Origin of the sequence: Pedobacter terrae, from assembly GCF_036946585.1 — a bacterium.
Lineage (GTDB): Bacteria > Bacteroidota > Bacteroidia > Sphingobacteriales > Sphingobacteriaceae > Pedobacter > Pedobacter terrae_C.
The window spans coordinates 366,961-392,845 of sequence record NZ_JAQIIV010000004.1 but is presented as its reverse complement, the minus strand read 5'-3'; the positions used below and the strand labels follow the sequence as shown (position 1 = coordinate 392,845).

Below are 25,885 nucleotides of genomic sequence, written 5' to 3'. Positions count from 1 at the left end.
AATGGTTCATTTGCTATAGTCCTCTCCCAACAATCAAAACGATATATATTAGCTTACGGTCGAAACGTAATTAACTAATATAATTGAATAGAGAAAGTGATAAGGTTATTTATATTTGATGCTTAAACACCAATTGATGTCGACAAAGTTTTTTACAAACCAAGATAATAACAGCCTTCTACAAAAATTTGAGGGAGTTTTTACTAACATTGAGAGCATAAGACACTTTGATGCTTTGGTAGGTTACTTTAGAACGTCTGGCTATTTCAAAGTACGTGCCTTTTTAGACAGAATTCCAAAAATTAGAATTCTTGTGGGCATTAATGTCGATCAATTAATAAAAAAGCATCATGACCGAGGACAATACTATATTGAAAACCAGGAAGAAACAAAGGCTGATTTTATAAATGAAACAATAAAAAATATTCAGGAAGCTAATTACGATCAAACAACTGAAGAAGGAATAATACAGTTTATAAAAGATCTGACCGATAACAAAATTGAATTACGAGCACATCCCTCAAAAAAAATTCATGCAAAAGTATATATATTTCGGCCTGAAAATTTCAACCAGCATGCTCCGTGTGAAGTCATTACAGGGTCTTCAAATTTAACGGATTCTGGGCTTGGAGCAAATCCGGAATCAAATTACGAATTCAACGTTAGCTTAAGAGACTATGATGATGTAAAATTCGCGACCGATGAGTTTGAAAAATTATGGGAGCAATCAGTACCTATTCTTCATGCGGAGGTTGAAAAAATTAAAAATGGCACCTATTTGCGTGATAACTTTACGCCTTTCGAATTATACATTAAGATGTTGATTGAATATTTCGGTAAGAGGGTGGATTATGATCCTTATAATATTGATTTATTGTTGCCTGACAAGTTTATGAGACTTAAGTATCAATCTGATGCAGCAAATCAGGGATATGCCATTATGATGAAGCACAATGGCTTTATTTTAGCTGATGTAGTCGGCCTTGGTAAGACTATAATTGCTTGCATGGTAATTAAGAAGTTTATATATGAAAATGGTACCCATACCAAAATTTTAATTGTTTTACCACCTGCATTGGAAGCTAATTGGAAGAAAACCACGGAAGAGTTTCAAATTAGGAGCCATTTTGAATTTGTAACTTTGGGTAGCCTCCAAAAAGTTTTAAATGAAAGTGATTATTCATATTCAAATCCCGAGCAATATGATTTAATAGTTGTTGATGAATCACATAAGTTTAGAAATGATTATACGGGAATGTACATCGCTCTTCAAGATATATGTAAAATTTCAAGGACTCGACCATCTGAAAATGGCGATACTCGTAAAAAGGTAATACTAATTTCTGCTACCCCACTAAATAATAGGCCACAGGATATAGAAAATCAGTTATATCTATTTCAAGATAGGCGAAACAGTACTTTAGAAAGCATTAAAAATCTTCAGGAATATTTTAAACCCATAAATGAACAGTACAAAAAACTATCTTCAGAAAAGAAACTAAACATTCCCAAGCTCAAAGCCTTATTTCATAAACTCAGGGACGATGTCGTTGAACCTTTAGTAATAAGGAGAACAAGAACTGATATTGAAAACAACCCTGATTATATAGAGGATCTAAAAAATCAAGGCATAATTTTTCCTCAGGTTGGAGATCCTATCCCTTTATTTTATGAACTTGATGATGAGCTGGGCATGTTATTCTACGAAACTGTTTCTCAAATAACAGGTCTCGACGAACACGGTAATAAAATAGATGGATTAGGGTATTATCGATATAGAGCCATAGAACACCTTATCAATGAAGACGATATTAAAGTCTACGGTAACGTGAAATCTATTTCCGGAAGACTTTCCGTAATAATGAGGACCCTCCTAGTGAAAAGATTGGAAAGTAGTTTTTATGCTTTTAAGCAATCCATAAAAAGATTACAAAAAGCTGTTGACAATATGATTGATATGTTTGAAGAAGATAGGGTATTTATTGCTCCAGACTTAGATATAAATAAATTATTTGAGGAAGAGTTCACATTTGATCAGATTGAGGCTAGAATAAATGAAAAAGGGGGTAATAACAAAGAGTTTAAAAGAGATGCTTTCAATAAAGACTTTTTTGGGTTGCTGCTTGACGATAAAGCTAAAATCGACAATTTGGTAGAACGTTGGAAAAAGGTAAAAACAGATCCTAAATTGATTCAGTTTGCGGAAAAAATTAAATCTACTTTCTTTTCTAAGAATCAAAACCCTAGCGGAAAATTGGTGATTTTCACTGAAAGTAAAGAGACTGCACTCGAACTGAGCGCTAAATTATCAGAGTCAACCAGCCATAGGATATTGGCTGTAAGCGCTGAAAATAGAAAAAGTGTTGAAAATACCTTATTAGAAAACTTCGATGCAAACTTAGATGAAGAGAAATGGAAAAATGATTTTGATATAATTATAACAACCGAAGTTCTAGCGGAGGGTGTCAATTTGCATAGAAGTAATGTTATTGTTAACTACGATGTGCCATGGAATGCTACAAGGCTTATGCAAAGAATTGGTCGCGTCAATCGCATTGGAAGTAGAGCTGATAAAATTTATGTTTACAATTTTTATCCCTCGAGCCACGGCGATGCGAAGATAAATTTAGTCAACAATGCATTAAGGAAACTTCAATCTTTTCACACAGCGTTTGGTGAAGACACCAGAATATTTTCTCTATTGGAGGAAATGAACGAAGATAATAATGGCCTTTTCGGGAACAAAATCCAAAAGGAAGAAAGCGAGATATTGATTTATTTAAATGAACTTCGGGATTTTAAGAAGAAGAATATAAGGTATTTTAATGAAATTAATCAGATTCCGAACAAGGCTCGTTGTGGAAGAAAAGCTAAGCAAAACAATGAACTGAATTTTATTGATTCGGAAGCTAACGAAATTAATTATCCATTAGAAAATACTTCAGTTGCATACTTAAAAAGCGATAATCATCCAGGCATATTTTGTCTAATTACACCTGATTTAACCGCAATTGAATTAAACTTTCTTCAGGCGGTAAATATTTATAAAGCTAATATTAAAGAATCGGCAGTAAATCTTCATAATCTTCACCATCAACAAGCAATTGCTGGTCTTGAATACTTTAAGTCCGAAAAGAATCAGAGTAATATTCATACTATAACTAAACAAAGTTTAAGTATCGCTGAAAACAAAGCAATAAACAATATAAATGCAATACTGAAATCTACTCCAACGGAGCAGAAGAAAAAGGCACTACAGAGACTTGTAGAGCTAATCAAAAAAGGAACGTTTTCAAGCAAAGGAATGCCGAAATCTATTAACGACTTTTTCTTGAATAACAATAGATTATTGAAAGACCCATTAAAATTGATTGATCATCTCTTCATTGACGTCTTAGACAGATACGATCTTAGTATAAAAGCTGATGCAAATAGAGAAGGAAATGTTTCATTGGGAATAATAAACCCGCAAATAGTTTTAACTCAAAGTTTTATATAGATGCCTGCAAACCATTTACAGATTAAAAAAGCACTACAGTATCCTTACGACAGAATACTTTTCGCAAAAGAGGTTTTGAGCCCCGTTTTCGGTTCTGGTTTGAATTTATTTAAAGACCTGATTCCAAGCGGAGAAAATCTCAGTTTGTCTGAATCAAAAGTTATTGATAAAGTAAATATGTATGGTACCATTAAACTTGAGGATGATACTGAAATAACTTGCTATGAAATAAAGTTACAATCCTCTGTTCGTATTGAAAGAAGCAAGGTTGTTATTCAAAAATACGTTAGAAAACTTCTGACATCTGGGCAAGCTGCATTGGTGAATTTTATCACACCAAATGATAATACTTTATGGCGTCTGACACTCGTGGCAAAAGATAGTATCATATCTGACGATGGTATAGTGGAAAGATTAACGCACGCAAAACGATATACTTATCTTGTAGGTCCAGCCGAAAATTGCACAACAGTCGCAGAACGCCTTGAGGCATTAAGCATAGAAAAGCAGATTGATTTTACTTCCTTAGTAAATGCATTTTCTGTAGAAAAATTAAATAAGGCATTCTACAATGACATTAGTGAGCAGTTTTATAAACTTATCGGTGCAACGATTGGTAAAGGTAAAACCATTAAAACCTATGAAAGAGTTTTACAGCTTCCTAGTGTAAGTAGCGATACCAGTAAGCCTTATCAAGAGTTTGCTGTTCGTTTAATAGGAAGAACAGTATTTTGCTGGTTCCTAAAGGTGAAAAAATCTGATGCTGGCATATCATTATTGCCAGAACACTTACTTTCGAGTAAAGCTGTCAGGCAAAATCCCAGTTATTATCATAATATCTTGGAAAAGTTATTTTTCCAAACCCTTAATACACCAACATGTGAAAGAATTACTGATTTGCCAAATGGTTGTGAATACATTCCTTTTTTGAATGGTGGATTATTTGAAGCTCAATACGACGATTATTATAAACTTAATGCAGCTACAGGGTATTCATCGTATATTAATAACCTTATAATACCTGATCAATGGTTTGTCGACTTTTTTGAGAAACTAGAACAATATAATTTTACGATTGATGAGAATTCTATCTTAGACGTTGAAGTGAGTGTAGATCCAGAGATGCTAGGGAGTATTTTTGAGAATTTACTTGCAGAGATTGATCCTGACAGTGGAGAAACAGCTAGAAAAGCAACTGGTAGTTTTTACACGCCTAGAGAAATAGTAGATTACATGGCGACCGAGAGTCTTCTGTTTTACTTAGTGGCTAAGACTGAAATACAAAGAGAGCGGTTAGAACCGATATTTGATATCGAAGGGGAAATGAATCTTTTAGAGGAAGAGCAAGAAAATGTATTAATAGCATTAGATGAACTCAAAATATTAGATCCAGCTTGCGGCTCTGGAGCGTTTCCAATGGGTATTCTGCAGAAAATGGTATTTGGGTTGCATAAACTTGATAGCAATGCAGACTGGTGGATACAGCGCCAAATAAACAAAACAAATGATTTCAAGCAGAAAGATAGAGTTAAACAAAAGCTGACAAACAATCCTGATTATGCTAGAAAAATCGGCATAATCCAAAATAGCTTATATGGTGTTGACATTCAGCCAATTGCTGCTGAAATTTCTAAATTAAGATGTTTTTTGACTTTGATTGTAGATGAACATATAGATGAGAATAAACCGAACAGAGGCATTGAACCACTCCCAAATCTCGAATTTAAATTTGTTACTGCTGATACTTTAGTAAAGCTGCCTGATGAAACAACACAGGTCCCTATGTACAATTCGAAAAAGAAAAAAAATCCTCTTGAATTACTTAGCGAAATACAACAGGTCAGGTTCGACTATTTACAAAGTGTGGGAGATGAAAAACAAATTTTAAAGGAGAGATTTCATGAAATTCAAAAAGAAATATTCGATCAACAGGGGCTATTCGGTTCTGTCGAAAATAATAGGGCGTTTAAAATAGCCAATTGGAAACCATTCAGCCACGAGAAAACAGATTGGTTTGATCCCGAGTGGATGTTTGGGATTGAGAAATTTGATATTATAATTGGTAACCCTCCTTATATAAACATAGCTAACCTTCAACCGACTGAGTATAGGAATTACCTGAAATCAGTTTTTAAATGCTCAAAAAACAAAGTAGATACGTACGCATTTTTTATTGAAAGAGCGTTTGACCTAGTAAAGAAAAGGGGAACGTTGTGCTATATAATTCCTCAAACTTGGAAAGCAACTGACAGCTTCTCTAAACTGAGGGATTTAATTTTTAGCGCCGGCAAACTTGAAAAGATTGTTGACCTTAAAATGGGTATTTTTGCTGCCATTGTTAAACCAATGATTATTCTATTAAATTGCGAGCCTTATCAGAGCTATAATATTGGTGTATATGACGAGCTATTTCATGAGGTGATGAAATTGAATGTTAATGATATAATTTATGACCCTCTTAAGCAAATAAATACTCATATAAAGAGTTCACAGGCATATCTTTTTAGAAAGATAGAGTTGGGCACCAACCCATTAAGCGATATTATCAAATTTAGTCGAGGCGTTAAAACAAGTGATGACAGCCGATTTTTATCTGCTACAAGCTCTTCGAATGATCACAAAAAGATATTTCGAGGAAGAAATATAAAGGCATATGAACTCAACTGGAACAATGAATATGTTTGGTACCGCCCTGATTTAATGAAAGAGAAAGTTGGCTCCGTTTCTTATACAAAAGATTTCTTTGAAGTTCCTGAAAAGATTGTCACTCAAAGAATAAACAGTTCGATGCAATTATTATGTGCCTATGATAACCAACAGAATTACTTTTTAGACACAACTAATGTATCTCGGTTTGATGACTGGGACAAACAGACCCCACTGAAATACTTGTGCGCATTGCTAAATTCGAAAGTTATTAACTTTTGGTACTCAAATAAGTATTTGATGCCTACTATTGGTATTTACGAATTGCACTCTGTTCCTATAAAGAAAGCTGACATAAATACCCAAAATCATATTATTAGACTAGTTGACGAAATACTTTCATTTAAACAGACAGGAGAAAGTGATAAGGTTTTACTTAATGAAGAAAAAATAAATGCAATAGTTTATCATCTATATGAATTGAGTTATGAGGATGCTTTAATAATAGATCCCCAATTAGATATAAACAAGTATGAGCTACCATTATGATTACACTTTGAGGTTCATTTTGCTTTGATTAATTTTGTATAATTGGTTTAGCTCCTTCAATTTTACAAATCTCATCTTCAGAAAGATTGTAAATTTTATATACAAGTAAGTTGATCTTTTGCATTATTTCTTCGATATCTTTGGCGAAATTCATTTTTTTATACTTAATTATCAAGTTAACACATTCGATGATTTCTTCTGGATTTGAAGAAACTTTAATAGGGAGAATTTTACAATTCGCAATTAAGATTTTCTGGAATACAGACTTTTCTTTATCGAGGAACTTTTCTGTATGATAAAATGCTATTAGTTTTGAATTCAATAGCGCAACGATATATTTAAGCATATCATTATCATCCGTTTTTGAGATTAGTGAGAAACCAATCTGGGTAAAGAAATTAGGAACATCAGAATAGGCTGCTATGATATTTAGATTTTTATTACCTAATATTTGTCTAACGATAATTTTAGGATTGTCAAAATACTTCCTATCCCTCGGGGCACCTAACCATGGACCATATCTTAAGTATTCCTTTGTAACATCAGAAACTACAAATCTATGAATATTTTTTCCAGCTATTAATGGCACATATTCTTCGGAAAGTTTTTCCAAAGAATGGAAACCCTTTTTATTCATCAGTTCTTTGGAATGTCCCTTATAGCTATCATATGGAGTAATTCCCAAAGAAAAATCGACAAGTGAACTCAATTTAGCGCTTCCTTCCTCAATTTTTGATAAGAGGTTATTTGCACCATTTTCTGAAAAAATATTAAATCTTAGATGAGGATCTTTTAACCAATCTTCCTTATTGAAACTACTAAACTTAATATTGCCAAAGTGTAGTTTTTCATTCCTTCCAAAGAACTTACCTAATATCATGGGGTCAATAAATGTCTTAGACAATATTAATATTATTGTTTCAACTGTTGCAGCTTCAAATGTAGAATCTGGCAACTTGATTATCTTCCTTACATCTTCAATAATGAAGCTTCTAGTTTTAAAATAAGATTCGTTAATCAGCATTGAGTTCGGGTTTATATATACAAGTGACCCGCTAATATTTAACAGTGATTTACCCTTTTCGATAAAAATTGAATAAAGATTAATTCGGTTCTCGGCAGTTTGATAATTTTTGAAATAATATTTAACCTTATCCTTTGCTAACTTCTTGATATCTACATAAGGCGGATTACCTATTACTATGTCAAATCCTTTTACCCCAAACATCCACTCGGGATCAAACCAATCTGTTTTCTCGTGGCTGAATGGTTTCCAATTGGCTATTTTAAACGCCCCATTATTTTATTCAATAAAATATCGAATTTATCTTGCCTGAAATTAAAACAATTAGCTAATGAATTATGGATATATTAGGGTAAGTAGTGAAAAACAGACTCTAGCAAATCAAAAATTTGAGATCACCAAATATTCTGAGGAAAAAAGAATAACCATTGATCTCTGGATTGAAGAAGTAATAAGTTCAACAAAAAAACTAGATGAAAGAAAATTCGGGAAGCTTTTGAAAAAAATGAAGAAAGGTGATCAGCTTATAGTAACGGAGCTATCAAGACTTGGTCGCAATTTGATGCAGATCATGAAAATACTTCATGACTGCATGGAAAAAGACATTTTAGTATATACCATAAAGGAAAGATATGAGTTAGGTAATAATATAAACTCGAAAGTCTTAGCGTTTGCATTTGGCCTGTCGGCGGAAATTGAAAGAAACCTGATATCTCAAAGAACTAAAGAAGCTTTAGCAAGAATAAGATCTGAAGGAAAAACGCTTGGAAGGCCAATAGGTAGTAAATCATCGTACTCGAAATTATCGGAAAAAGCAGAAAAAGTTCGAAGCCTAATAGATGAAGGGAAATCCTATTCGGCTATTGGTCGAATTTTAGGAGTTCATAGGCTGACTGTATCATCTTTTGCAAAGAATAAATTGTTAAATTAGATAGTTATGAAAAAAAGCTACTTCAGCCCCCGTAAACCATTTTCATTTTCTCCACATGCATATGATCTTGGTACTTTCATGGGGTTATGGCATAGCCATGATGATAACCATTTCCTATTAAAAATTTACAGAATAGACGAAAAGGAGTATGCCGATTATTATAGCTATCACCTGAATTATGCCCAGGAAAACAACTTAGCCAGCGAAAAGGATTTCTTTCGTCACGTCTGGCAGATCGTTCAAACAAGGATCAAACATTTCGAGATGCAGGATCCTTTTTCAAGCAACCACGGCATGCACAGGCAGAACCTTGCCAAGCTCCAACAGTTCCAAAAATACTTGAAGAACTTAGACCAATGGAATGCCAGACCATCTAAGATCGTTATCGCAGAAAAGGATGAACTTATCCAGAACCAAAAACAAGAAATCGAAAAACTAAATGCTGAATTGGTCGAATTGAATCAATTTGAAGTTTCACTTAAGATCCTGATTGATGATGGACATCTGCCAACTTTCATAGATGTTATTCAACAATTGCGTGATATACAACTGCCATCTGGCAGGAAACTTATAAAGAGCGACCACAAAATTCCGTATGCTAAGATGATCTCCAAATATTTCTCACACGGTGGTAAGGATATTCCCATAGAAACCGCTCGAAACTACTTTGTTGACAAAAAAGGAGATGTAACCATCAAAGGTACTTCGATACAACCAGAGCATCGCCTTTTCAAAGTTATACCAATAGAACCTGGCAAAAAATAGCAAGCAGTTCATCCACTGTATATGACCAGACCAACTCTCTGGTCATTGTTTCAACCATCTTCCACTACAAATTTGCTTCCGTAAACTTAAAAACGGAGGCATTATGCAGATCGAAATCTTAACGAGAGAAGAGCTCCACAGGTTCAAGTCCGAACTTATAGCGGAGATCAAACAGACCATCAAAACAAATGAAACGGTAACCAGCAAGCAATTCCTCCGCAGTTCGGAGGTAAGGAAGCTGTTGAAGATTTCCTCTGGCACGTTGCAGAACCTGCGCATCAAAGGAATACTTCCCTATGAAAAGATCGGTGGCATATTCTACTATGCACATGCGGACATCGAACAGTTGTTGGGCGAAATCGGAAATTCGTAATGGGAACGGCAGAACAACTGGCCAGTTTCCTGAAACTCGCCAGCGGGAACAGGCGTTTCCGTCAATCGCACCTCAGCCTTTATTCGGCCATACTCATGTACCACGACAAGGCATTGCGCCAAAACCCGTTTCGGGTTTCAAGGCGGGAACTGATGAAACATTCGGCCATCCGTTCCTATGCAACCTACCACAAATGCATGGGCGAGCTGATCGCAAACGGCCTCATCCAATACGAACCGTCGTACCATCCAAACTTTGCCAGCCATATTACCTTGTTGGAAAATAATAGCGAACCATGACGGGTAGGCACATTGCAGAAAAGTCCTTTTCCTTCTTTGGGAAAAGGAGCAAGCGGAAGTTGGGCAGAGCCCTACTTTGCTTGCCGTGTGCTACGCAAACGGGTTTAAAAGAACCCTCCAGGGGTTCTTTGCCTTTATTAAATGACCATGAGGCTTGAAAAAGGGATTCCATTAGGAGTCCAAAATAACAGGATATAAAGCTAAACAGATATATGGATATGCAGGAAAGTTTGAGAACGGTAAAATACTCGGTGCAGGATGATGCCAAATTTGAAAAGATAGCACTAAAACTTGGGAAGTCGAAACGGCAGGTATTCTCTCAGATGATTGATTATTTTTACCGTAGCAAAAAGGATCCGCTCGATTTTAATGATGAGCTTTTAAAAAACACAATACTGAAGGGACAAAAGGAATATATAGGATTTATCAAAACACAGGAAAAAGAGCTGCTCATCCCAATAAAAAGAGATGCGGTAAGAATGATCGAAACCCTTAAAAAGATCGTGGATTGTTTTAATAGCCTGGTACTGAAACATAATGATGAGGTTATTGGAAACCAGTTGGCACAGGCGAAAAACCTGTCAGCCCTGAGCATGTCAGTGGAAAAAATAGAGATTAAAATGGAAACCAAGCAGATATTGAAGGAAAGGTTTCTTTTTCTACTGAACAGTTACATCAAAGAAAGGGATTCTTTTAACATGATGACCTCTTCAAAGGAAAAAGAAGAACTCGCGAAACTGACACGTAAACAGATAGAACTTCTTTGAAATGTTTATCAATATCACAGATAGTACAACGGCAAACAATAAGGGCAGCAGCGGAGAGCTTGTTAATTATCTTGAGAAGGAAAACAGGCTCTTTAACAAGAACAAACCGGAAAACTGGTTTAACCATACCTCAGCCAACATAGAACCTTATGAGGTGAGGCGCTCTATAGACAACAATATTGCAAAACTCTGCAAGACTGATGCAAAGTTTTTTTTGATCAACATTAGCCCAAGCCAAAAGGAACTGAAACACCTTACGGATGTGTTTGGGGCATCTGGGGTAAAAGACCAGATGAAGTTTTTTGCCGAAAAGGTAATGGACGAATATGCCAAAAACTTCAAACGGGATGGGATTAACTCGGCAAAAGACCTTTTATGGTTTGGAAAAATAGAAAACAACCGCTATTACACTTATAAGGACAAAGAAGTTGTTAGTGGTGATAAAAAACGTGGGGAGATCAAAGGCGGCAACCAAATGCACATACAGATAATTGTTAGCCGTAAAGATATAAATAACAGGCTAAAGCTTAGCCCGATGAATACTTCCAGGGGAAAAAACACAGAACACTCGAAGAAATTGGGCCAGTTTAACCGTCTAGGGTTTAAGCAGTCAGGTGAAACGCTCTTCGATCAACTGTTTGGCTTTGACAGGAAGTTAAATGAAACACTTGCCTTTGCCAATATCCAACAAAACGGAAATATTGCGCAGAGAGAGCAGCTGGATCTATTGGAATTTGGGAATGCACAAAACAACAATGCCAATTCGTTTACTAACAGACTGGCAGGGGATGTATCGTTAGGACTATTCAACAGCACAAATGATTTGCTACAGACAGTGGGAAAAACGGTTTCGGGTTTTATAGAAATCATGATGGAACCCGTTTATCCCTCTTCTCTCGGGCCAGGTTCAGTTGACCAGGCTGAAAAGAAGAGAAAGAAAAAACGCAAAGGGCAAAATCAGGGAATTAGTAGGTAACCGGACTACTATGGACAATAGATTTCCCCCCGCGCATCTGCGGCCTGCAAAAACTCTTGACACTTAGCCCGCAGCTGGTTTTTGCTTTTGCATTTACGGAAAAAACTTGAGGAACACAGCAGCCCTACATCTTCGAATTGGGATGATGTGATATTTCAATATCACGTCAGTGGTCATCTGCCCTATTCATAATTTTAAAAGCTCCCAATTTTAATATACGTAATCGTGAAGCTTAACTTTTTCTCTACGGTTTGTATTCCATCTGTTCTAACATTAAATCCGCCATTGCATACCTTGTAATTAGGCCCATGAGTACATAGCTGTCTCACTCTACGGTTCTGCAAAAAACCTCTTTTTTTTTAATCGTGGTCTATATAGTTATTTGTACCACATTATAGCTGAGCTTTCATTTATAACTAGGCACATCATTACTGAATGTACCCTCATATTTTCGCCATTACCTGATCTGGAGGCAGCTTAATATCAAGATTGTTCTCCTTTTCTGACACGAAGCCCGCCATTGCATGCCTAGGTATTAGGCTCGTGAGTACATAGCTGTCTCACCCTACGGTTTTGCAAAAAACCTCTTTTTTATTCTATTGTCAACTATAAGCGTTCTTCTGCACTATCATAGTTGAACTTTCCTCTATAACTGACCGCGCGATAATAGATTTATCCCGATATTTCTACAATTATCCCTTTCGATCTGGAGACCGTTTGCCATCAAAATCATTGATCATTTCTGACATGAGAGTCGCCTTTGCAATGCCCGTCTTTGGGCTCGTGAGCACTTGGAGTCCCACCCTACGGTTATGCCAAAAACCTCTTTTTTTATATTATCATTCATAGGAATTTTGTTCCATTATCATAGCTGAACTTCTTTATAACTTACCGCAGATCAATAAATGTACCCTGATATTTCGGAAATTGTTGTCTTCAATCTTAAGATAGCTTACCGACAATATTATCCTCTATTTTTACATGAGCCGCGCCTTTGCAATGCCTGTCTTTGGGCTTGTGAGTACATAATTGTCCCACCTTACGGTTATGCAAACAACCTCTCTATTATCTATTCGGTGATGACCTGTATGCCTGCCAATGCTGCCTTATAGCTGATCTTTTCCTTAAGGCTGTAATAGCTCCAATTGTGCAGCAAATAATGGTCTTCCTTTGCTAGTTCCTCTTTTTCTTCCTGGTTGAGGAGCAGGAGCGTTGCAGCGCCGTGCTTAATGCAGAAATCGATCAGCATTCGGCTATAAACATGAAGCTTCTGCTCAACATAGCGTTTTTCCATGTGCCTATAATCTTCCACGCTTTTCATTTTCCTTTTTTTGCCGTGACCGCCCCTGTTGAATGGCACTGCCCTTTTAACCCTGTTTACTGCGGCCTGTATAGCCAGCCTGCGGTGGAGGAACTCTTCCCTATTCCCGATTACACGCTCATGTTGCCCGATCTTTACTGTTACCGGATGTTCGATGGAAAGAGAGGCTTCAGCAATGACCGCAGGGTCAAGGGAATGATGTTCTTTTTCTATCGGTACGGATGCGAGCAGAAATATTTTCCCTTTGTTAAGTTGTATATGGCTTGCACGGAGTTTTAATGTGCCATTGATCATCCGTTCGAAAATTTTCTTTTTGCCCGACCTGTCCTTTCCAAGGTAGGTCTTAAACGGGATCTGGAAAAGCTTAAAGGTGAAATCACGGTTGTCGGCCGTCCTCGACAAACGGCAGATTATTTCTGCGCCAAAGGGCAGCGGTATGTTACGCTGGTAATTGCGCAGGGATTTTTCACCTTTCCAGTAGGCCTCCTTTTCCTGGTTAAAATAGGCAATCAGCGTGTTATTGAGGTTGCTCAGTATGTTTGTGGGTATCTGCCCTTTGAAATGATCGGAAAGCAAACGGTAGGTGGTATTCTGCCGGGAGGATTTCAGTATCCCGTTTTCCTCTTTTTTAGAATCTGCGATCTTGAGTTTTATTTCTTCGGTAAGATAAAAAAAGTCCTTTACCCGTTCCTGTATGAACTGATGGCTCATGATCATATTGGCCGCGCGGTAACAGATCGACTGCCAGCCGTACAGCTGTCCTATTGTCTGCTTTACCATCTCCTTATCATTTGAATCAATCCGAAGCTGTATCTTACGGGTAATGATCATCTTATCCTTTTCCATGTCACCTCCTCCTATTTTTTTTGATCCTGAGGGAAGCGGCGGCGAACGCCCGCTGTATATATCCCTGATCAAGATTTAATGCTTCGGCGATCTCACTGAAGCTGTACTGTAACTCATAACGCATAGTAAGGATTTTGGATTCTTCCTCGCTGACTTCACCCTCGAAACTGAACCTATTGGTCTTTCCCAGTTCACTGAATTTCTCTGCATCGTTTACAATTGCTTTCAGGCATTCCAGTGTACGCTCTACCTTCTTTGCGACCTGATAATCGGAAATACCGCCGATATGCCAGGCCATGCGCGGGTAATCAAATGAATATTTGATGCACAGCCGGATAAAAAGCTGTTGATCATGGCTGAGGTTCGGTAGAACGGCTTCTATCCTCTCCCACTGCTTTTTTTCTTCATCCCTTAGCTCAAGGTAATAGACGGCATCAGTTCCCAAATCATCATCCGGATTGTAACCACCGATAAAATCCTGATAATTTTCGATTGCATCCAGTCTCAGCATGCTGTGCTGGAAACTGTTGGCATTCGTTTTATAATATGCCCTGCAACCGTCACCAGTTACTTTCCTCAAGAAGGTTTCGATGTGCTCGGGACAGGCAATATTTTTCCGGCATAACCAGAGCCTGAGGAAGGCTTCGCTTACGATGCAGTCCGCACTGATATCATCCTTGATGTACTTAAAGCCATAGAGGTATACCGACGGGTATAACCGATTATAAAAGAATTCAAATCCTTTTTCATCACCCTCCTTAAACTTGGTGAAATATTTTTTCTGATCTACTGTGCCTAAAACCCTAGTTGATTGCATATTGATTCTTATCTAATTTTTGTTAAATAAGCCTCAACCGGAAGGTACTAGATAAAAATAGGGCTGGTAACTCACTCAGTCTAATGTAACTTGGCTCTGACAAAGCCACCCTTCTTTTCAGAAGGGCTCCCACAAAAGACATAAGCGAGCACCAACCCTATAGCAAATATAGGGCTTTGGTTGCTCAACTTACGCTCGCGGGATTAAACTGTCAGATTTAGTTACGAGGCTTGTTAGCAATTCCTTTGCTGATAATAGAACTGCGATCTTATTTTAGTTCATTTATTTTTTCATATAACTAAGGTAAGAGAAAAAATATTTAATAGCAAATTTGCTATTAAATATTTTACTTTATAAATGTCTATTTGCTACGTGAAGTATTTAAAGGACGACGAGTTTATAAAAAAATTTGGAAAAAGATTGAAAGAGGTAAGAGAGAGTAAAGGCTTGTCACAAGAGAAACTAGCTTTACTTAGTGAAGTTTCTCAGAGCCAAATTGCAAGAACCGAACTTGGTCAGATAAATACCAGTATAAGCCATTTATCTATTTACGCAAGATGTTTGAAGGTGGACGCAAGAGATTTACTCGACTTTTCTTAAATTTAGAGTTCCTATTTATTTTGTAGGCATTATAGAGTTGGAAGGCCATTAAATAAAAAAGCCTGGCGTAACTACAAGGCCTTAAATGGCTTAAAATTTTGTCAAATACTATCGATTGATTGCAGCAACAATTTCTTTTGGCGTTTCTTCTACTGAAATCTGACTGTTATCACCACCAGTTTTAAAATTAACTCGTGTTAATTCATATTGGGTAGACCACTGAAAAAAAGTGATACTTTCAACATTTACATATATTGGGTAACCTTCACCATTAACCCTTCTAGTTAATTTAATAATTTTAGTCATACTTATTTTTTTGTGTAAAGATATAAAACAAAACCAAGCAAGGGAACTAAACCTATTAAAATCAAACAGTTACTTCATCAGCCACTATCAACATTAGATTTTGATGCGAAAACCTTTGATTTATTGGGGATTTCATTACAGCCTATCAAACTCTCACAAAGCTGCAATTGCCAAATAATGATATTTACACAAATAAAGGATACTACCTTAATTTTTATTACACTTTTTTAAACTCATTAAAAAAATTCTAAATCCTTTATATTATTGAAGCCATATTTTGTATATTCTCTCTGTAAGAAAACGTTTAGGTTGCCCAAGCTGTTTATAATCGTTAACTATTTATCTATATCGAATATTCGTCTGAGTTTAGAAGAAACTCGCTTATATCCCTTGGCAAGTTGGAGGCAATTCTGTTAAATCCTGCTTCTCAAATCCAAAGGTTACTCAAGCCCTGATAAATTACTTACGAAAATAATTTTAATTGGTCGCAATACGGTAAGTATGAAGCTGAAAACACCAATATAACCATTGGAATATTAATAAATATTTTTAACTGCATAGATACAGATTTGACTGAATTTTCAATGATGAATACGTTTAATGAGTAATTTTCTCCAAATTCAACTATTCCTAATATGAAAAAACATTAAAACTTTCTTTCTATCTATTTGAAAGGTTTTAATCTTTAGTCATTATAGACTAAAATTTCAAGATGTTTTAGCCCGATGATTTGGGGACATCATCATAAATATTTCTTCGTCACTTCTGCAAAAAATCCCAGAACGGACTCAAAGAAAATGAAAGTTCAAGGTCAAAAGTTAATAAGCAATCGTGGCAATGCTCTAGTTTTAAGAAGACTACACCAATAACTTGGAAAGATTATCTTTAATATCAATTGGGTCAATAGGTTTCATGAGAATAGGTAGATCAGGCAAATTTCTTTTCTTTAAGTTTTCCTTGATATTACTGTTACCCGTTAAAATCAAGATTTTTGGCGGATTATTTTGAATTAATATCTCTTCAATTAGATCAAATCCATCTTTATCACTGTTTGACGACAGAGAGATGTCAATTATTACTAAGTTAAATTCAGAAATATTTGAAATTGGTGTGTAATCCTGAGAAGAATTAAACTGATGATATTCAAGCATATCATTAAAAAAAATTTTATTTGCAACTTCAAATTGGATTTTTACCTGATGATACTGATTCTCGAAAATTGCTATCTTTTTCAATTTAGTGGTAATTTAAGTTTAAAAGTAAAGTAATTGTTCTCAACTACAATTTTGCTATCTGCACCAATAGAGTCAATATACAATTTTAAATGCGCGAATCCATGTGATTTTCTTTTAGAAATCTCGATTCTCAGATTTTTATTATAATTATCCGCATCTCTCCTTAACTGATCTAGATTAACTTTGGATAAGTTTATGCTGTTGGTAAAAGCTATTTCAAGTTCCTTATCAATAACACTAAAATCGAGATTATGTTCTTTTGCTCCATATTTGGATAAATTACTCATTATATTATTCAAAATCAGATATAACGTATCCACGTCTAGTCTACACATTTTGTTCATCAAGTCGACAACATAAAAATCTGAGAAACTAATATCCTGATTAGAATATTTTTCTGTCCAGATCCTTCTGATAGTATTGATTACATTATAAACTGGAATTTCATGGATATTGTTGGACTCAAATGGATTCTTAGATTTTTCCAAAATGAAATCTGATCTTGTAATAATATTATGAATTTCAAGCAATGCCTGTTTTCTCTGCTTATCAAAGGTATCCTTTAGATAACTTTTTATATCTGTCTCTTCAGTCTCGAAATACATTTCAGATATCCTCAAGACGCTTTTTATAGGTGAAAGACAATTCTTAACAAAGTGCATCACCTCATTCGCTTTTAATATATATTCTTTATTTTCCTGCAATGAATGCAAGTTTTTTCGCCTTTGGGCAATAATTTGATGTTGGGTTTCAAACACTCTTGCCAGATGCTTGAAAAAAGGAAAAAGCATTAACCTTGATAAATATGTAAGCCGTATTAAATGAGACACGACTCTTATGTTAAATGGTAACACAAAAATATAGTCCCTATTATTACCTCGAACCTTAAGCAGTACATTATTATTATATACAATATTATCAATGGTAATAGTTTTATTAAAAATAATGTCTTCATTTTCTAATGATTCAATGACATCTTCTTTCGATTTAAATTCAAATCTCTGTATAAATCGATCACTATTTACTAGTAATAGTTCTTTCCGCTTTTGAACCAGACATAGTATGGTTTCAATATTCAGTCTCCGAGTAAATGCACTTGTCGAGAAAATTGTAATGATGGAATTGTATATCTTACTAGATTCTTTCTTACCGATGTTTTGGGCATAAAAAGTGTCAATGATTGAAAACAAGGTCTCATTTAGCCGCTTGATACCATCACGAATTCTTAAGGTAAAATCGACTACAAGCATCGGGAAGATTGGGAATAGCAAAATGAAAAGCCTGTCCGAATGCCAGCCAAGAAAGATTATACACGAGGTTAACACAATATACAAAGAATATCTCTTTTTGTTATGGGAATGATTTGGACTATTTAAAACTGGAATCAACAATAAGAAATAATTCAAGATAAGCGTAATATCCTTTTGATAAAGCACAAGTGAAATTATGCAGTAATCAAGAAGAAGCCTTAAGTCAGGATGTGACTTTCTTTTAGTTAAAGTAAATATCAAATAATAGAGGCTCAAAAAAAATATATACCCAACTTTCAAAAAATAATTACTCTGAGTAATGTAAATAATTACCAAGCTATAAACCACAATGAGTGACCTGAAAATATAGGATATTAAACCCCTTAATTTTTCATCTAAGATTGAAAACATTATTCATTAATTTTAATAAAATCAATTAGCTTTTTCGCCAAAAAGTTAACCAAAATAGTGATGTAGATAATTTTCGATAGAATAATTAGAATTAAGGCGAAACCATTTTGAGCTTCTACCTTCATCGTATTATCTGATAAATCAAAGAAAAGGGTAAGCACATTTAGAAGATGATTTAACATTTGGTTCTCAGAGAAGCGAGTATAGTTGACCTTAAAAAGTTCAAGCGATTCAAAGTATGCAGGTATTAATAGCAGAACAGTCGCGATATAAAACACAAGTAGCAAAATAAAAAGTCTCTTAATTGACAAGGAACTCCAGAGAGCAACGAGTTTGCAATAGTTCTTGAAATTTTTATTTGCCTTATAAAAGCTTATGCGTAATTTCTGTAAAACGCACTCACATTCGCTGGCCTCATCCGGATATCCATTGATCAATAAGGTCTTTTTGAAGAATTTCAAGATATTAATCTGGTCTATAATTAATATATCAGCTAGCTTAGAAGATATGCGCTGTACATCTATATTATCATAACCAGAGTCTTTCTCCTCAACAGCCTCTATGTATAGTTTAACATATTTTTTAAAATCCAAATAGATAGAATCATGGCCACTATAGTTGACTAGTTTTTTTAATGAGATAATATTATTAAGGCACTGAAATTTGTCATCCGCGGTAGAGAGTAAATTATACCTACCTGTTTCCACAGCTATCGAGGAGTTAATATAAAGAATTTGTTGAGAGGTCATTAACTTATTTGTGTGCTAAATGTCGCTTGTTGAAAAATCAAAACTAACATTTTTATCCGAGAAATATTTCACAAGATTATAAAGCCTTGCAATGATTTATTATCTAATAAACTTGAAAACAAATACATGTCATTCGAAATGTCAATCTTGTATTACTCTGGCTCAGTTGCTTCTTCTAAATCTACCCTGACTAATAACCGCATCTACATCTCCCCAAAAAGCTCTTCAAGAAGCTTGTCGAAACCGTTGGATTTATCTTAATGATATTGTTTAATACAAAACTTTGAGAATAGGTTGCGCTTATGCAAATGTTAAACTTGAATTTTTAAGCAAAAAAACAAGTTGCCAAAAATCTTAATGTTTATTTCTAAAATTTGTATATTTACAATGTAAGATTCAGAGCTAAAGTGCATTAGAAAATGGTGAGTAATTCGGTGCGTAGAATATCGAAAACCATTTAAGAGATTGAAGAGCAACAGGTTGCAATAACTAGGTTATTCCCCTACGGGCTACAAAAGGGATTTACTCCCAAAACAGACAAAGGCTGCTCCAAAGAGTAGCCTTTTTTATTTGTTAAACCTAAGTATCATTCATAATTTTGACATTTAATAAGTCCGCGGTTTTTTCGTTTAAAAATTACCCGCTTAATATCTCACCCTTTTGTCATTTCGAATAACAGCATTATAGGCTAAAACCAAAATAACTTAATATCAATCGATTTAAGCGAGCAGAATTGGTATTTGCCATTCCCCTATTTTCTTCATCGAACCGCAATAGGTTTGTTAGCATAACCATGCATATTAAATTGAAATATTATTTCTCTAAACTTATTTAGACTTATTTTAATTAAATATATTTGCGCCTTAATTTTTATATCCCTTAAACTAATGATAAATTATTTACGTATCATTCTGGTAATTTCTATTCTATTCAATTGTTTAACAGCAAGCGCTCAACATACCGGAAGCATTACTGGTAAAATCCTTTTGGTAAACGGCACACCCTATGCCTCCGCATCTGTTACCATAACCGAACTTGAAAAGGCTACGCTCACAGATGAAACTGGCACTTACCATTTCAATCGGGTTAACCCGGGTAGTTATCATTTAAAAATCCAGGTTTTGGGCGCACCTGAATACCTGATAGAAGTTGCCGTAATTGCAGGGCAAACCGCAACCGGCAATTTTCAACTACCAAAAGAAAACGTTCAAGCTTTGCAGGAAGTGACCATTGCTTCCAGCATCAATAAATTTTCAAAACGTGAAAGCCGCTATGTGGCGCGCTTACCACTTAAAAACCTGGAGAATCCGCAGGTATACAATTCGGTATCAAAGGAATTGATGCAGGAGCAAGCTGTAATAGATTTGGGTAGCATCTCCAAAAACGTACCAGGAGCTGGCATCCCTTTGATCCTGAACCAGGGAAGGGTTACTTTCCGCTCCCGTGGTTTTGAAACAGAGCCGAATGCCCGAAACGGTGTGGCCGGACCGGCTTTTTCATTCATTGACCCTATAAATCTGGAAAGGATTGAAGCCATCAAAGGGCCATCTACAACCTTGTTCGGCACTAATATTTCCAGCAGTTACGGCGGTCTTTATAATAGAGTCACTAAAAAGCCCTATAATGATTTTGGTGGTGAAGTAGCTTATACCGCAGGAAGCTGGAACCTTAATCGTTTAACACTTGATTTAAATACCCCCGTTAATGCGGATAAAACGGCTTTATTCCGCTTGAATGCCGCGACCACCCATCAAAAAAGTTTTCAGGATATTGGTTTCACTAATAATATGGCGATAGCCCCTAGTTTTTCCTATCAGATTACAGATAAGTTATCGCTGTTGATGGACGTTGAATTTGGACAGGAAAAAGGTACATCTGTTGTGCGTTTCAATCCTTTTATCACACCTAATACCAATCAATCGGTAACGGATATCGGCTTTCCCTATAATAAAACCTTCCTGAGCAACGATCTTACTTACTCGACACAGATGCTGAACATTTTTGCACAGGTAAATTATAAAATATCAGGTAGCTGGACATCTCAAACCATTATTTCAAGAAACCGCTCTACCATTGATGGTTACATCACCGCGTTGAACGGAAGATCTGCAACAACCGTGCGCCCGCAGATCATTGTTGGAAATACCAATTTTATTGCAACCAATATACAGCAGAACTTTATAGGTGATTTTAAAATAGGCAAATTCCGGAACCGTATGGTTGCCGGTATAGATTTTTATAATAATTATAACGATTTTGATCGCGTTACGGTTAATTACAACCAGGATGTAAACTTTATAAACCCACAGCCTGCCTACCGAATCAGCCGTTTCAAAGTGGATTCGCTAACCAGCAGAGGCACTTTACGTAAAGAATACAACCGCGATAATACTTATGGTGCCTATGTATCAGACGTATTTAACGTTACCGACCAATTGCTGGCCATGGCGAGCATCAGGGTAAATACATTTGACTATAAGGGGGTTTATAATATTGTAACCGGGCAAATCACAGGAGGATTAGGTTCAAGCGGCACATCCGCAGGCCCCTATAAACAAACGGCTGTTTCACAAAAGCTAGGATTGGTTTATGAAATCAGTAAAGACCACCTGTCGTTATTCGGTAATTATATGAGCGGATTTTTTAATCGAAATGGTCAATCACTTGATGGTACCTCATTCAAGCCAGAACATGCCAATCAGCTCGAATTTGGTTTGAAGGGCAACTTATTCCATAACCGTTTATCAGGAACGATAAGTTACTATAATATAAAAGTTGAAAATGTGTTGCGTTTAGATCCACGGGATATCAATTATTCAATCCAGGATGGTGCACAATTAAGCCGTGGCGTTGAGGTGGATATCATTGCAAATCCTTTCAGCGGTTTGAATATTATAGCAGGCTACGCCTATAATTATAGCTTATTTACCAATGCTGATGCAACAGTGAACAATTTGCGCCCGGCCTTATCAGGACCGGATAAAATGGCTAACCTTTGGGTGAGTTATCGCTTACCAGAGGGCAGCCTGCGTGGATTAGGCATTGGCTTTGGGGGTAATTATGGAAGTAAATCATACCAAACCAATACACAGAGTACCAAGATTACCATACCGGCTTACACAATGCTGGATGCTGCCTTATTTTATGACCAGCCCAGATACCGCGTAAATTTTAAGGTAAATAATTTAACGAATGAAAAAGCCTGGTCGGTAAGGTTAACGCCACAAGCTCCGGCGCAATTTATTGGCAGCATCGCGCTTAAGTTTTAATTTATGGCAAATAACCGGTTTAAAGGCATTACGGGCTGGCTGCATTTGTGGTTGGGTTTAATAGCCGGCCTTATTTTAATGGTGGTCGCCGTGTCGGGGTGCCTGCTTTCTTTTGAGGATGAACTGGAACTGGTGTTTTTTAAAGATCGCCATTTTGTACGTCCCGCACAGGTGCGCCTAAGTACAGACAGTTTATTCAATATTGCCAACAGCATTTACCCCGGCAAAAAAGTATCTAAATTGATTTTAGAAGCTGAACCTGAACTAAGCGCAGAGGCGCGTGTTGGTAAAGGGCCTGAAATGAAAGTTATTTATATCAACCCTTATAACGGAGCAATCTTGTACAAGGGACTTTTTCAGAAACAGTTTTTTAGAACTGTTAGGAACCTACATCGTTATTTATTACTGAATCAAACAGGAAAAGCCGTTACAGGCATCTCGTGCTGCATTTGTTTATTTCTTACCATTAGCGGAATTATCATCTGGTGGCCAGCGAACAAAAAGGCAGTCAATCAACGCTTTAAAATTAAGTGGAAAGCTAAAAGCAAGCGGCTTAATTGGGATCTGCATGCGGTAACCGGGTTTTATCTGTCGTTTTTCCTTATTCTGATCACCCTTACAGGCCTGGCGATGAGTTATGATTGGGTAGAAAACCTGATTTATAAACTGGCAGATGGTAAAGTGCAGAAGGAACTTTTGCCCAAAAATCTGGCGAGGTCAAAAAAAGCCGATCCAGGCGTCCTGCAGAAGATGGAGGACAGTATGAATAAGTTATATCCTAATCCGGGTAGACTAAACTTCAACATTCCACCAAAAGGCGGCCAGGCGATCATGGGTCAAAAGGAAAGTGAACAGTTACCTCCCGGATGTACAAATGCAGCTTATTTTGATAGCAAAACAGGACAGCTCATCAAGCAACAGCCCTTTGCTACTGTAAGCTTTGGTACGAAGATCAAGAAATATGTTTTGCCCATCCATGCTGGAAGTATCTATGGTTTGGGTACAAAAATCCTGGCTTTTGTGGTTTCCTTGTTTACGGCTAGCCTGCCGATAACCGGTTTTCTGATCTGGCTTGGTAAACGCAAAAAGAAAAAAAAGCCCCGGGCTGTTAAATGTTCTTCAAAAATATTGGCAACAGCATAGCTACGATTTACAATCATTTTCAATTCCGATAATCAATAATCACTGGCGTTTTACCGGTAACGGCATTAGTGTAAAGATTTAAATCATGCCCAACTAAAACCTCTACATGTTTCAGGTTGTAGCCAAACACCTGGTATATTTCCTGAAGCTTTAATTCGATGTAGGCTACTTTATCGTCATTAGGTATATCAGCGATCAACAAGAACCTAATGGCGTTATAGCCATCTCGAGATGCGATCTGTATCTGAAAGCGTTCAACACCCGCAAAAACAGTATTAAAATCATCAAGCTCATAGTTGCACTCGTTAAACATAAAAGAATTTGAAGATCTCCCTTTTAATTCGAGATAATGTTGTCCATCAACTTCTACCCATTTGCCGATATCAGCAGTATTATACCTAAAAATTGGAAAACGTTTCCTGAATAAATTACTGACAAGGAGGATGCCATAGCCATTTGAATCAGTACTGCCTGGTTCCACTATCAGCCCATCGATCACGTTGAACAAGAATGGCGATCGGCTATAATCGCACCACGCCCATATGCCCGTTTCTGCTGAACCATATAATGAATAGATCTGCCGGGTTCCGAAAATATCTTCAAAAAGTTTGATATATGATGGCGGCAAAAACTCACCACCAAACAAAAGATTGGTGATGGATAAACGAAGCTGATGTTTTTTAAGGTACTGCGCAAAAAGGAATAATTTTGATGGTGTACCCAATAATAAATCGGGCTTAAAATTTAGGGCCATCTGGTAAGCATCTTTGTAAGGTAGGCTGGCACTGGCTATTAAAGTAGTTGCATTGCACCGCTCAAGCAGATCGTCCATAATTGCAGCGGTACGGTACATATCCATGTAACCAAACATATTGAGTGCAATGGTTTTTGGAGTAAATACTTTAGCTTGTTGTAATACGGAAGCAAGGGCTGCACGTTGTTCGAAATTTTCTGCAATATCAACTGGAAAAACCAACGGTTTTTGGGTTGATCCACCAGAACGCACCAGATAAACACCTTGTTCTTGGCTATGCAGATCAAAATGATTATTTAGCAGCGTGATCAATTCCTTTTTACCTATTATGGGTGCATTTTGATAATCTTCATGATCAAGATAATAAGACCTGAAAAGGTCAGATTGTTTAACAATCTGGTAGTATTGATTAAGGATGGGATTGGCCATTAAAATATTTATTTTTTGATAAGCAGATAGCCGATGTATTTGGGCAAATAGCTTCGATAATGCCATAAAAAACTGATTTTTTGGCGATTGGAGGGTAAATTTTGTAATGCATGTTTACACCAGCGCTCACCAATCATGCCCATCAACAGCCGATCGTGTTTGTCTTTACTATTGATATACCTTGAAATTACTGGTGGCAATTCAATCTGTTTGAAATGGCTGTATTTTTTCCGGGAAAGGCTTCCGGGCACCTCATTAACATAAAGATAAGCCCCGGTTTGCAAGGCTATTTTGCCGGGCACCTCCTTCAATATGCCTTTAAGTACCTGATACCAAAAATCAATACCTTCATTTAACCGCAAATCGGCCTCATATCGGTTAGCGGCAATCCATTTACTTCGTGTAATTACATTACTGCCAACCCCCATAATAAAATGTGAATCGCCAACTGCCCTTAAAGGCTTTTTAATCAGATATAAATCCGATTCAAGCGGTTTCAGGTATTTTTTTAAGGGTTCGAGATCCGGATATACTTCTTTTCCTGGCATAAAAGCGATATCAAGTACCATAAGATCCAGCTGATGCGTTTCAAACGCTTTAGCGGCTACTTCCAGCAAATTCAGATGATATTCGTCATCAGCATCCAAAAAACTGATTAATTCGCAACTGGTAGCAGCAAAACCGATATTACGCGCATTGCCCGGCCCCTTATTTTCGGTGAGTTCAATAACTTGTATCCTGCAATTGCCAAAAGCTGAAATATGATCACGTAAAAAATCGTAGACGATAGAAAGACTATTATCTGTGCTCATATCATCAACAATGATCAACTCATCCGGCAATTTGCTTTGCCGGATGAGTGAATTTAATGTTTGCGTAATATAACCTTCCTTATTGAATAATGGAATAATAATAGCATGCGTCAT

General features: G+C 36.4%; 20 protein-coding genes. 11 read left to right on the top strand and 9 right to left on the bottom strand.

Features of this window, described 5'->3' with window-relative positions; genetic code table 11:
- Window positions 1–136: 136 nt before the first annotated feature.
- Together PGN18_RS08895 and PGN18_RS08890 are read left to right on the top strand one after the other, a co-directional pair.
- Window positions 137–3,499, top strand: a complete 3,363-nt coding sequence (locus tag PGN18_RS08895) for a helicase-related protein (RefSeq protein ID WP_335319098.1) — start codon at window positions 137–139, stop codon at window positions 3,497–3,499.
- Entirely contained in the window at window positions 3,500–6,694 is a 3,195-nt protein-coding gene (locus tag PGN18_RS08890) for an Eco57I restriction-modification methylase domain-containing protein (RefSeq protein WP_335319097.1), read from the top strand.
- Between the two features lie 28 nt (window positions 6,695–6,722).
- On the opposite strand, the gene PGN18_RS08885 is transcribed toward PGN18_RS08890, so the two are convergent.
- Window positions 6,723–7,979 carry an Eco57I restriction-modification methylase domain-containing protein gene (locus PGN18_RS08885; RefSeq protein WP_442955347.1) on the bottom strand — a complete coding sequence of 419 codons (1,257 nt, stop codon included), beginning with the start codon at window positions 7,977–7,979 and terminating at the stop codon, window positions 6,723–6,725.
- A 70-nt stretch (window positions 7,980–8,049) separates the two neighbouring features.
- Here PGN18_RS08885 and PGN18_RS08880 point away from each other — a divergent pair, with 70 nt between their 5' ends.
- The 6 genes from PGN18_RS08880 to PGN18_RS08855 all read left to right on the top strand — a co-directional run bounded on the left by PGN18_RS08880 (window position 8,050) and on the right by PGN18_RS08855 (window position 11,829).
- Window positions 8,050–8,649 carry a master DNA invertase Mpi family serine-type recombinase gene (locus tag PGN18_RS08880; protein WP_335319094.1) on the top strand — a complete coding sequence of 200 codons (600 nt, stop codon included), beginning with the start codon at window positions 8,050–8,052 and terminating at the stop codon, window positions 8,647–8,649.
- 6 nt (window positions 8,650–8,655) lie between these two features.
- A complete protein-coding gene (locus PGN18_RS08875; protein WP_335319093.1) occupies window positions 8,656–9,414 on the top strand; it encodes a hypothetical protein in 759 nt (252 codons plus the stop codon).
- Between the two features lie 103 nt (window positions 9,415–9,517).
- Window positions 9,518–9,787, top strand: coding sequence for a helix-turn-helix domain-containing protein (locus PGN18_RS08870; protein ID WP_335319092.1), 270 nt, complete (start codon window positions 9,518–9,520; stop codon window positions 9,785–9,787).
- The gene (locus PGN18_RS08865) at window positions 9,787–10,086 is read left to right on the top strand and encodes a hypothetical protein (protein ID WP_335319091.1); all 300 of its coding nucleotides are present in this window, start codon (window positions 9,787–9,789) and stop codon (window positions 10,084–10,086) included. The genes PGN18_RS08870 and PGN18_RS08865 overlap by 1 nt, the downstream gene beginning before the upstream one ends.
- A gap of 212 nt (window positions 10,087–10,298) precedes the next feature.
- Entirely contained in the window at window positions 10,299–10,853 is a 555-nt protein-coding gene (locus tag PGN18_RS08860; protein ID WP_335319090.1) for a BfmA/BtgA family mobilization protein, read from the top strand.
- A 1-nt stretch (window position 10,854) separates the two neighbouring features.
- Entirely contained in the window at window positions 10,855–11,829 is a 975-nt protein-coding gene (locus PGN18_RS08855; protein ID WP_335319089.1) for a DUF5712 family protein, read from the top strand.
- A gap of 1,069 nt (window positions 11,830–12,898) precedes the next feature.
- Here the strand turns inward: PGN18_RS08855 and PGN18_RS08850 are convergent.
- Together PGN18_RS08850 and PGN18_RS08845 are read right to left on the bottom strand one after the other, a co-directional pair.
- Complete coding sequence (locus PGN18_RS08850) at window positions 12,899–13,996, bottom strand: hypothetical protein (RefSeq protein ID WP_335319088.1); 1,098 nt, start codon at window positions 13,994–13,996, stop codon at window positions 12,899–12,901.
- A gap of 1 nt (window position 13,997) precedes the next feature.
- On the bottom strand, window positions 13,998–14,813 hold the full coding sequence (locus PGN18_RS08845; protein ID WP_335319087.1) for a hypothetical protein: 816 nt from the start codon (window positions 14,811–14,813) through the stop codon (window positions 13,998–14,000).
- Between the two features lie 357 nt (window positions 14,814–15,170).
- Here PGN18_RS08845 and PGN18_RS22370 point away from each other — a divergent pair, with 357 nt between their 5' ends.
- Window positions 15,171–15,413 (top strand): helix-turn-helix domain-containing protein, encoded by a 243-nt coding sequence (locus PGN18_RS22370; protein ID WP_442955342.1) that lies wholly within the window; start codon window positions 15,171–15,173, stop codon window positions 15,411–15,413.
- Between the two features lie 108 nt (window positions 15,414–15,521).
- Here PGN18_RS22370 and PGN18_RS08840 read toward each other — a convergent pair whose 3' ends face one another.
- The 4 genes from PGN18_RS08840 to PGN18_RS08825 all read right to left on the bottom strand — a co-directional run bounded on the left by PGN18_RS08840 (window position 15,522) and on the right by PGN18_RS08825 (window position 19,364).
- A complete protein-coding gene (locus tag PGN18_RS08840; protein WP_335319086.1) occupies window positions 15,522–15,719 on the bottom strand; it encodes a hypothetical protein in 198 nt (65 codons plus the stop codon).
- Window positions 15,720–16,576: 857 nt separating this feature from the next.
- Window positions 16,577–16,954, bottom strand: a complete 378-nt coding sequence (locus PGN18_RS08835) for a response regulator (protein ID WP_335319085.1) — start codon at window positions 16,952–16,954, stop codon at window positions 16,577–16,579.
- Window positions 16,951–18,204 (bottom strand): hypothetical protein, encoded by a 1,254-nt coding sequence (locus PGN18_RS08830; protein WP_335319084.1) that lies wholly within the window; start codon window positions 18,202–18,204, stop codon window positions 16,951–16,953. The genes PGN18_RS08835 and PGN18_RS08830 overlap by 4 nt, the downstream gene beginning before the upstream one ends.
- A gap of 410 nt (window positions 18,205–18,614) precedes the next feature.
- Window positions 18,615–19,364 carry a hypothetical protein gene (locus tag PGN18_RS08825; protein ID WP_335319083.1) on the bottom strand — a complete coding sequence of 250 codons (750 nt, stop codon included), beginning with the start codon at window positions 19,362–19,364 and terminating at the stop codon, window positions 18,615–18,617.
- Window positions 19,365–20,251: 887 nt separating this feature from the next.
- Here PGN18_RS08825 and PGN18_RS08820 point away from each other — a divergent pair.
- Complete coding sequence (locus PGN18_RS08820; protein WP_335319082.1) at window positions 20,252–22,633, top strand: TonB-dependent receptor domain-containing protein; 2,382 nt, start codon at window positions 20,252–20,254, stop codon at window positions 22,631–22,633.
- Window positions 22,634–22,636: 3 nt separating this feature from the next.
- Window positions 22,637–23,776, top strand: coding sequence for a PepSY-associated TM helix domain-containing protein (locus PGN18_RS08815; protein WP_335319081.1), 1,140 nt, complete (start codon window positions 22,637–22,639; stop codon window positions 23,774–23,776).
- A 19-nt stretch (window positions 23,777–23,795) separates the two neighbouring features.
- Here PGN18_RS08815 and PGN18_RS08810 read toward each other — a convergent pair whose 3' ends face one another.
- Entirely contained in the window at window positions 23,796–25,025 is a 1,230-nt protein-coding gene (locus tag PGN18_RS08810) for an AMP-binding protein (RefSeq protein WP_335319080.1), read from the bottom strand.
- Complete coding sequence (locus tag PGN18_RS08805) at window positions 24,968–25,885, bottom strand: glycosyltransferase family 2 protein (protein ID WP_335319079.1); 918 nt, start codon at window positions 25,883–25,885, stop codon at window positions 24,968–24,970. Before PGN18_RS08805 ends, PGN18_RS08810 begins: the two co-directional genes overlap by 58 nt.

Coding starts and splice junctions, on each gene's coding strand:
- PGN18_RS08810 (WP_335319080.1), bottom strand. CDS start 25,025: ATGGCATTATCGAAGCTATTTGCCCAAATACATCGGCTATCTGCTTAT.
- PGN18_RS08805 (WP_335319079.1), bottom strand. CDS start 25,885: ATGACGCATGCTATTATTATTCCATTATTCAATAAGGAAGGTTATATT.
- PGN18_RS08815 (WP_335319081.1), top strand. CDS start 22,637: ATGGCAAATAACCGGTTTAAAGGCATTACGGGCTGGCTGCATTTGTGG.
- PGN18_RS08850 (WP_335319088.1), bottom strand. CDS start 13,996: ATGGAAAAGGATAAGATGATCATTACCCGTAAGATACAGCTTCGGATT.
- PGN18_RS08890 (WP_335319097.1), top strand. CDS start 3,500: ATGCCTGCAAACCATTTACAGATTAAAAAAGCACTACAGTATCCTTAC.
- PGN18_RS08870 (WP_335319092.1), top strand. CDS start 9,518: ATGCAGATCGAAATCTTAACGAGAGAAGAGCTCCACAGGTTCAAGTCC.
- PGN18_RS08820 (WP_335319082.1), top strand. CDS start 20,252: ATGATAAATTATTTACGTATCATTCTGGTAATTTCTATTCTATTCAAT.
- PGN18_RS08880 (WP_335319094.1), top strand. CDS start 8,050: ATGAATTATGGATATATTAGGGTAAGTAGTGAAAAACAGACTCTAGCA.
- PGN18_RS08865 (WP_335319091.1), top strand. CDS start 9,787: ATGGGAACGGCAGAACAACTGGCCAGTTTCCTGAAACTCGCCAGCGGG.
- PGN18_RS08860 (WP_335319090.1), top strand. CDS start 10,299: ATGGATATGCAGGAAAGTTTGAGAACGGTAAAATACTCGGTGCAGGAT.
- PGN18_RS08830 (WP_335319084.1), bottom strand. CDS start 18,204: ATGCTTGTAGTCGATTTTACCTTAAGAATTCGTGATGGTATCAAGCGG.
- PGN18_RS08855 (WP_335319089.1), top strand. CDS start 10,855: ATGTTTATCAATATCACAGATAGTACAACGGCAAACAATAAGGGCAGC.
- PGN18_RS08895 (WP_335319098.1), top strand. CDS start 137: ATGTCGACAAAGTTTTTTACAAACCAAGATAATAACAGCCTTCTACAA.
- PGN18_RS08840 (WP_335319086.1), bottom strand. CDS start 15,719: ATGACTAAAATTATTAAATTAACTAGAAGGGTTAATGGTGAAGGTTAC.
- PGN18_RS08875 (WP_335319093.1), top strand. CDS start 8,656: ATGAAAAAAAGCTACTTCAGCCCCCGTAAACCATTTTCATTTTCTCCA.
- PGN18_RS08845 (WP_335319087.1), bottom strand. CDS start 14,813: ATGCAATCAACTAGGGTTTTAGGCACAGTAGATCAGAAAAAATATTTC.
- PGN18_RS08825 (WP_335319083.1), bottom strand. CDS start 19,364: ATGACCTCTCAACAAATTCTTTATATTAACTCCTCGATAGCTGTGGAA.
- PGN18_RS22370 (WP_442955342.1), top strand. CDS start 15,171: ATGTCTATTTGCTACGTGAAGTATTTAAAGGACGACGAGTTTATAAAA.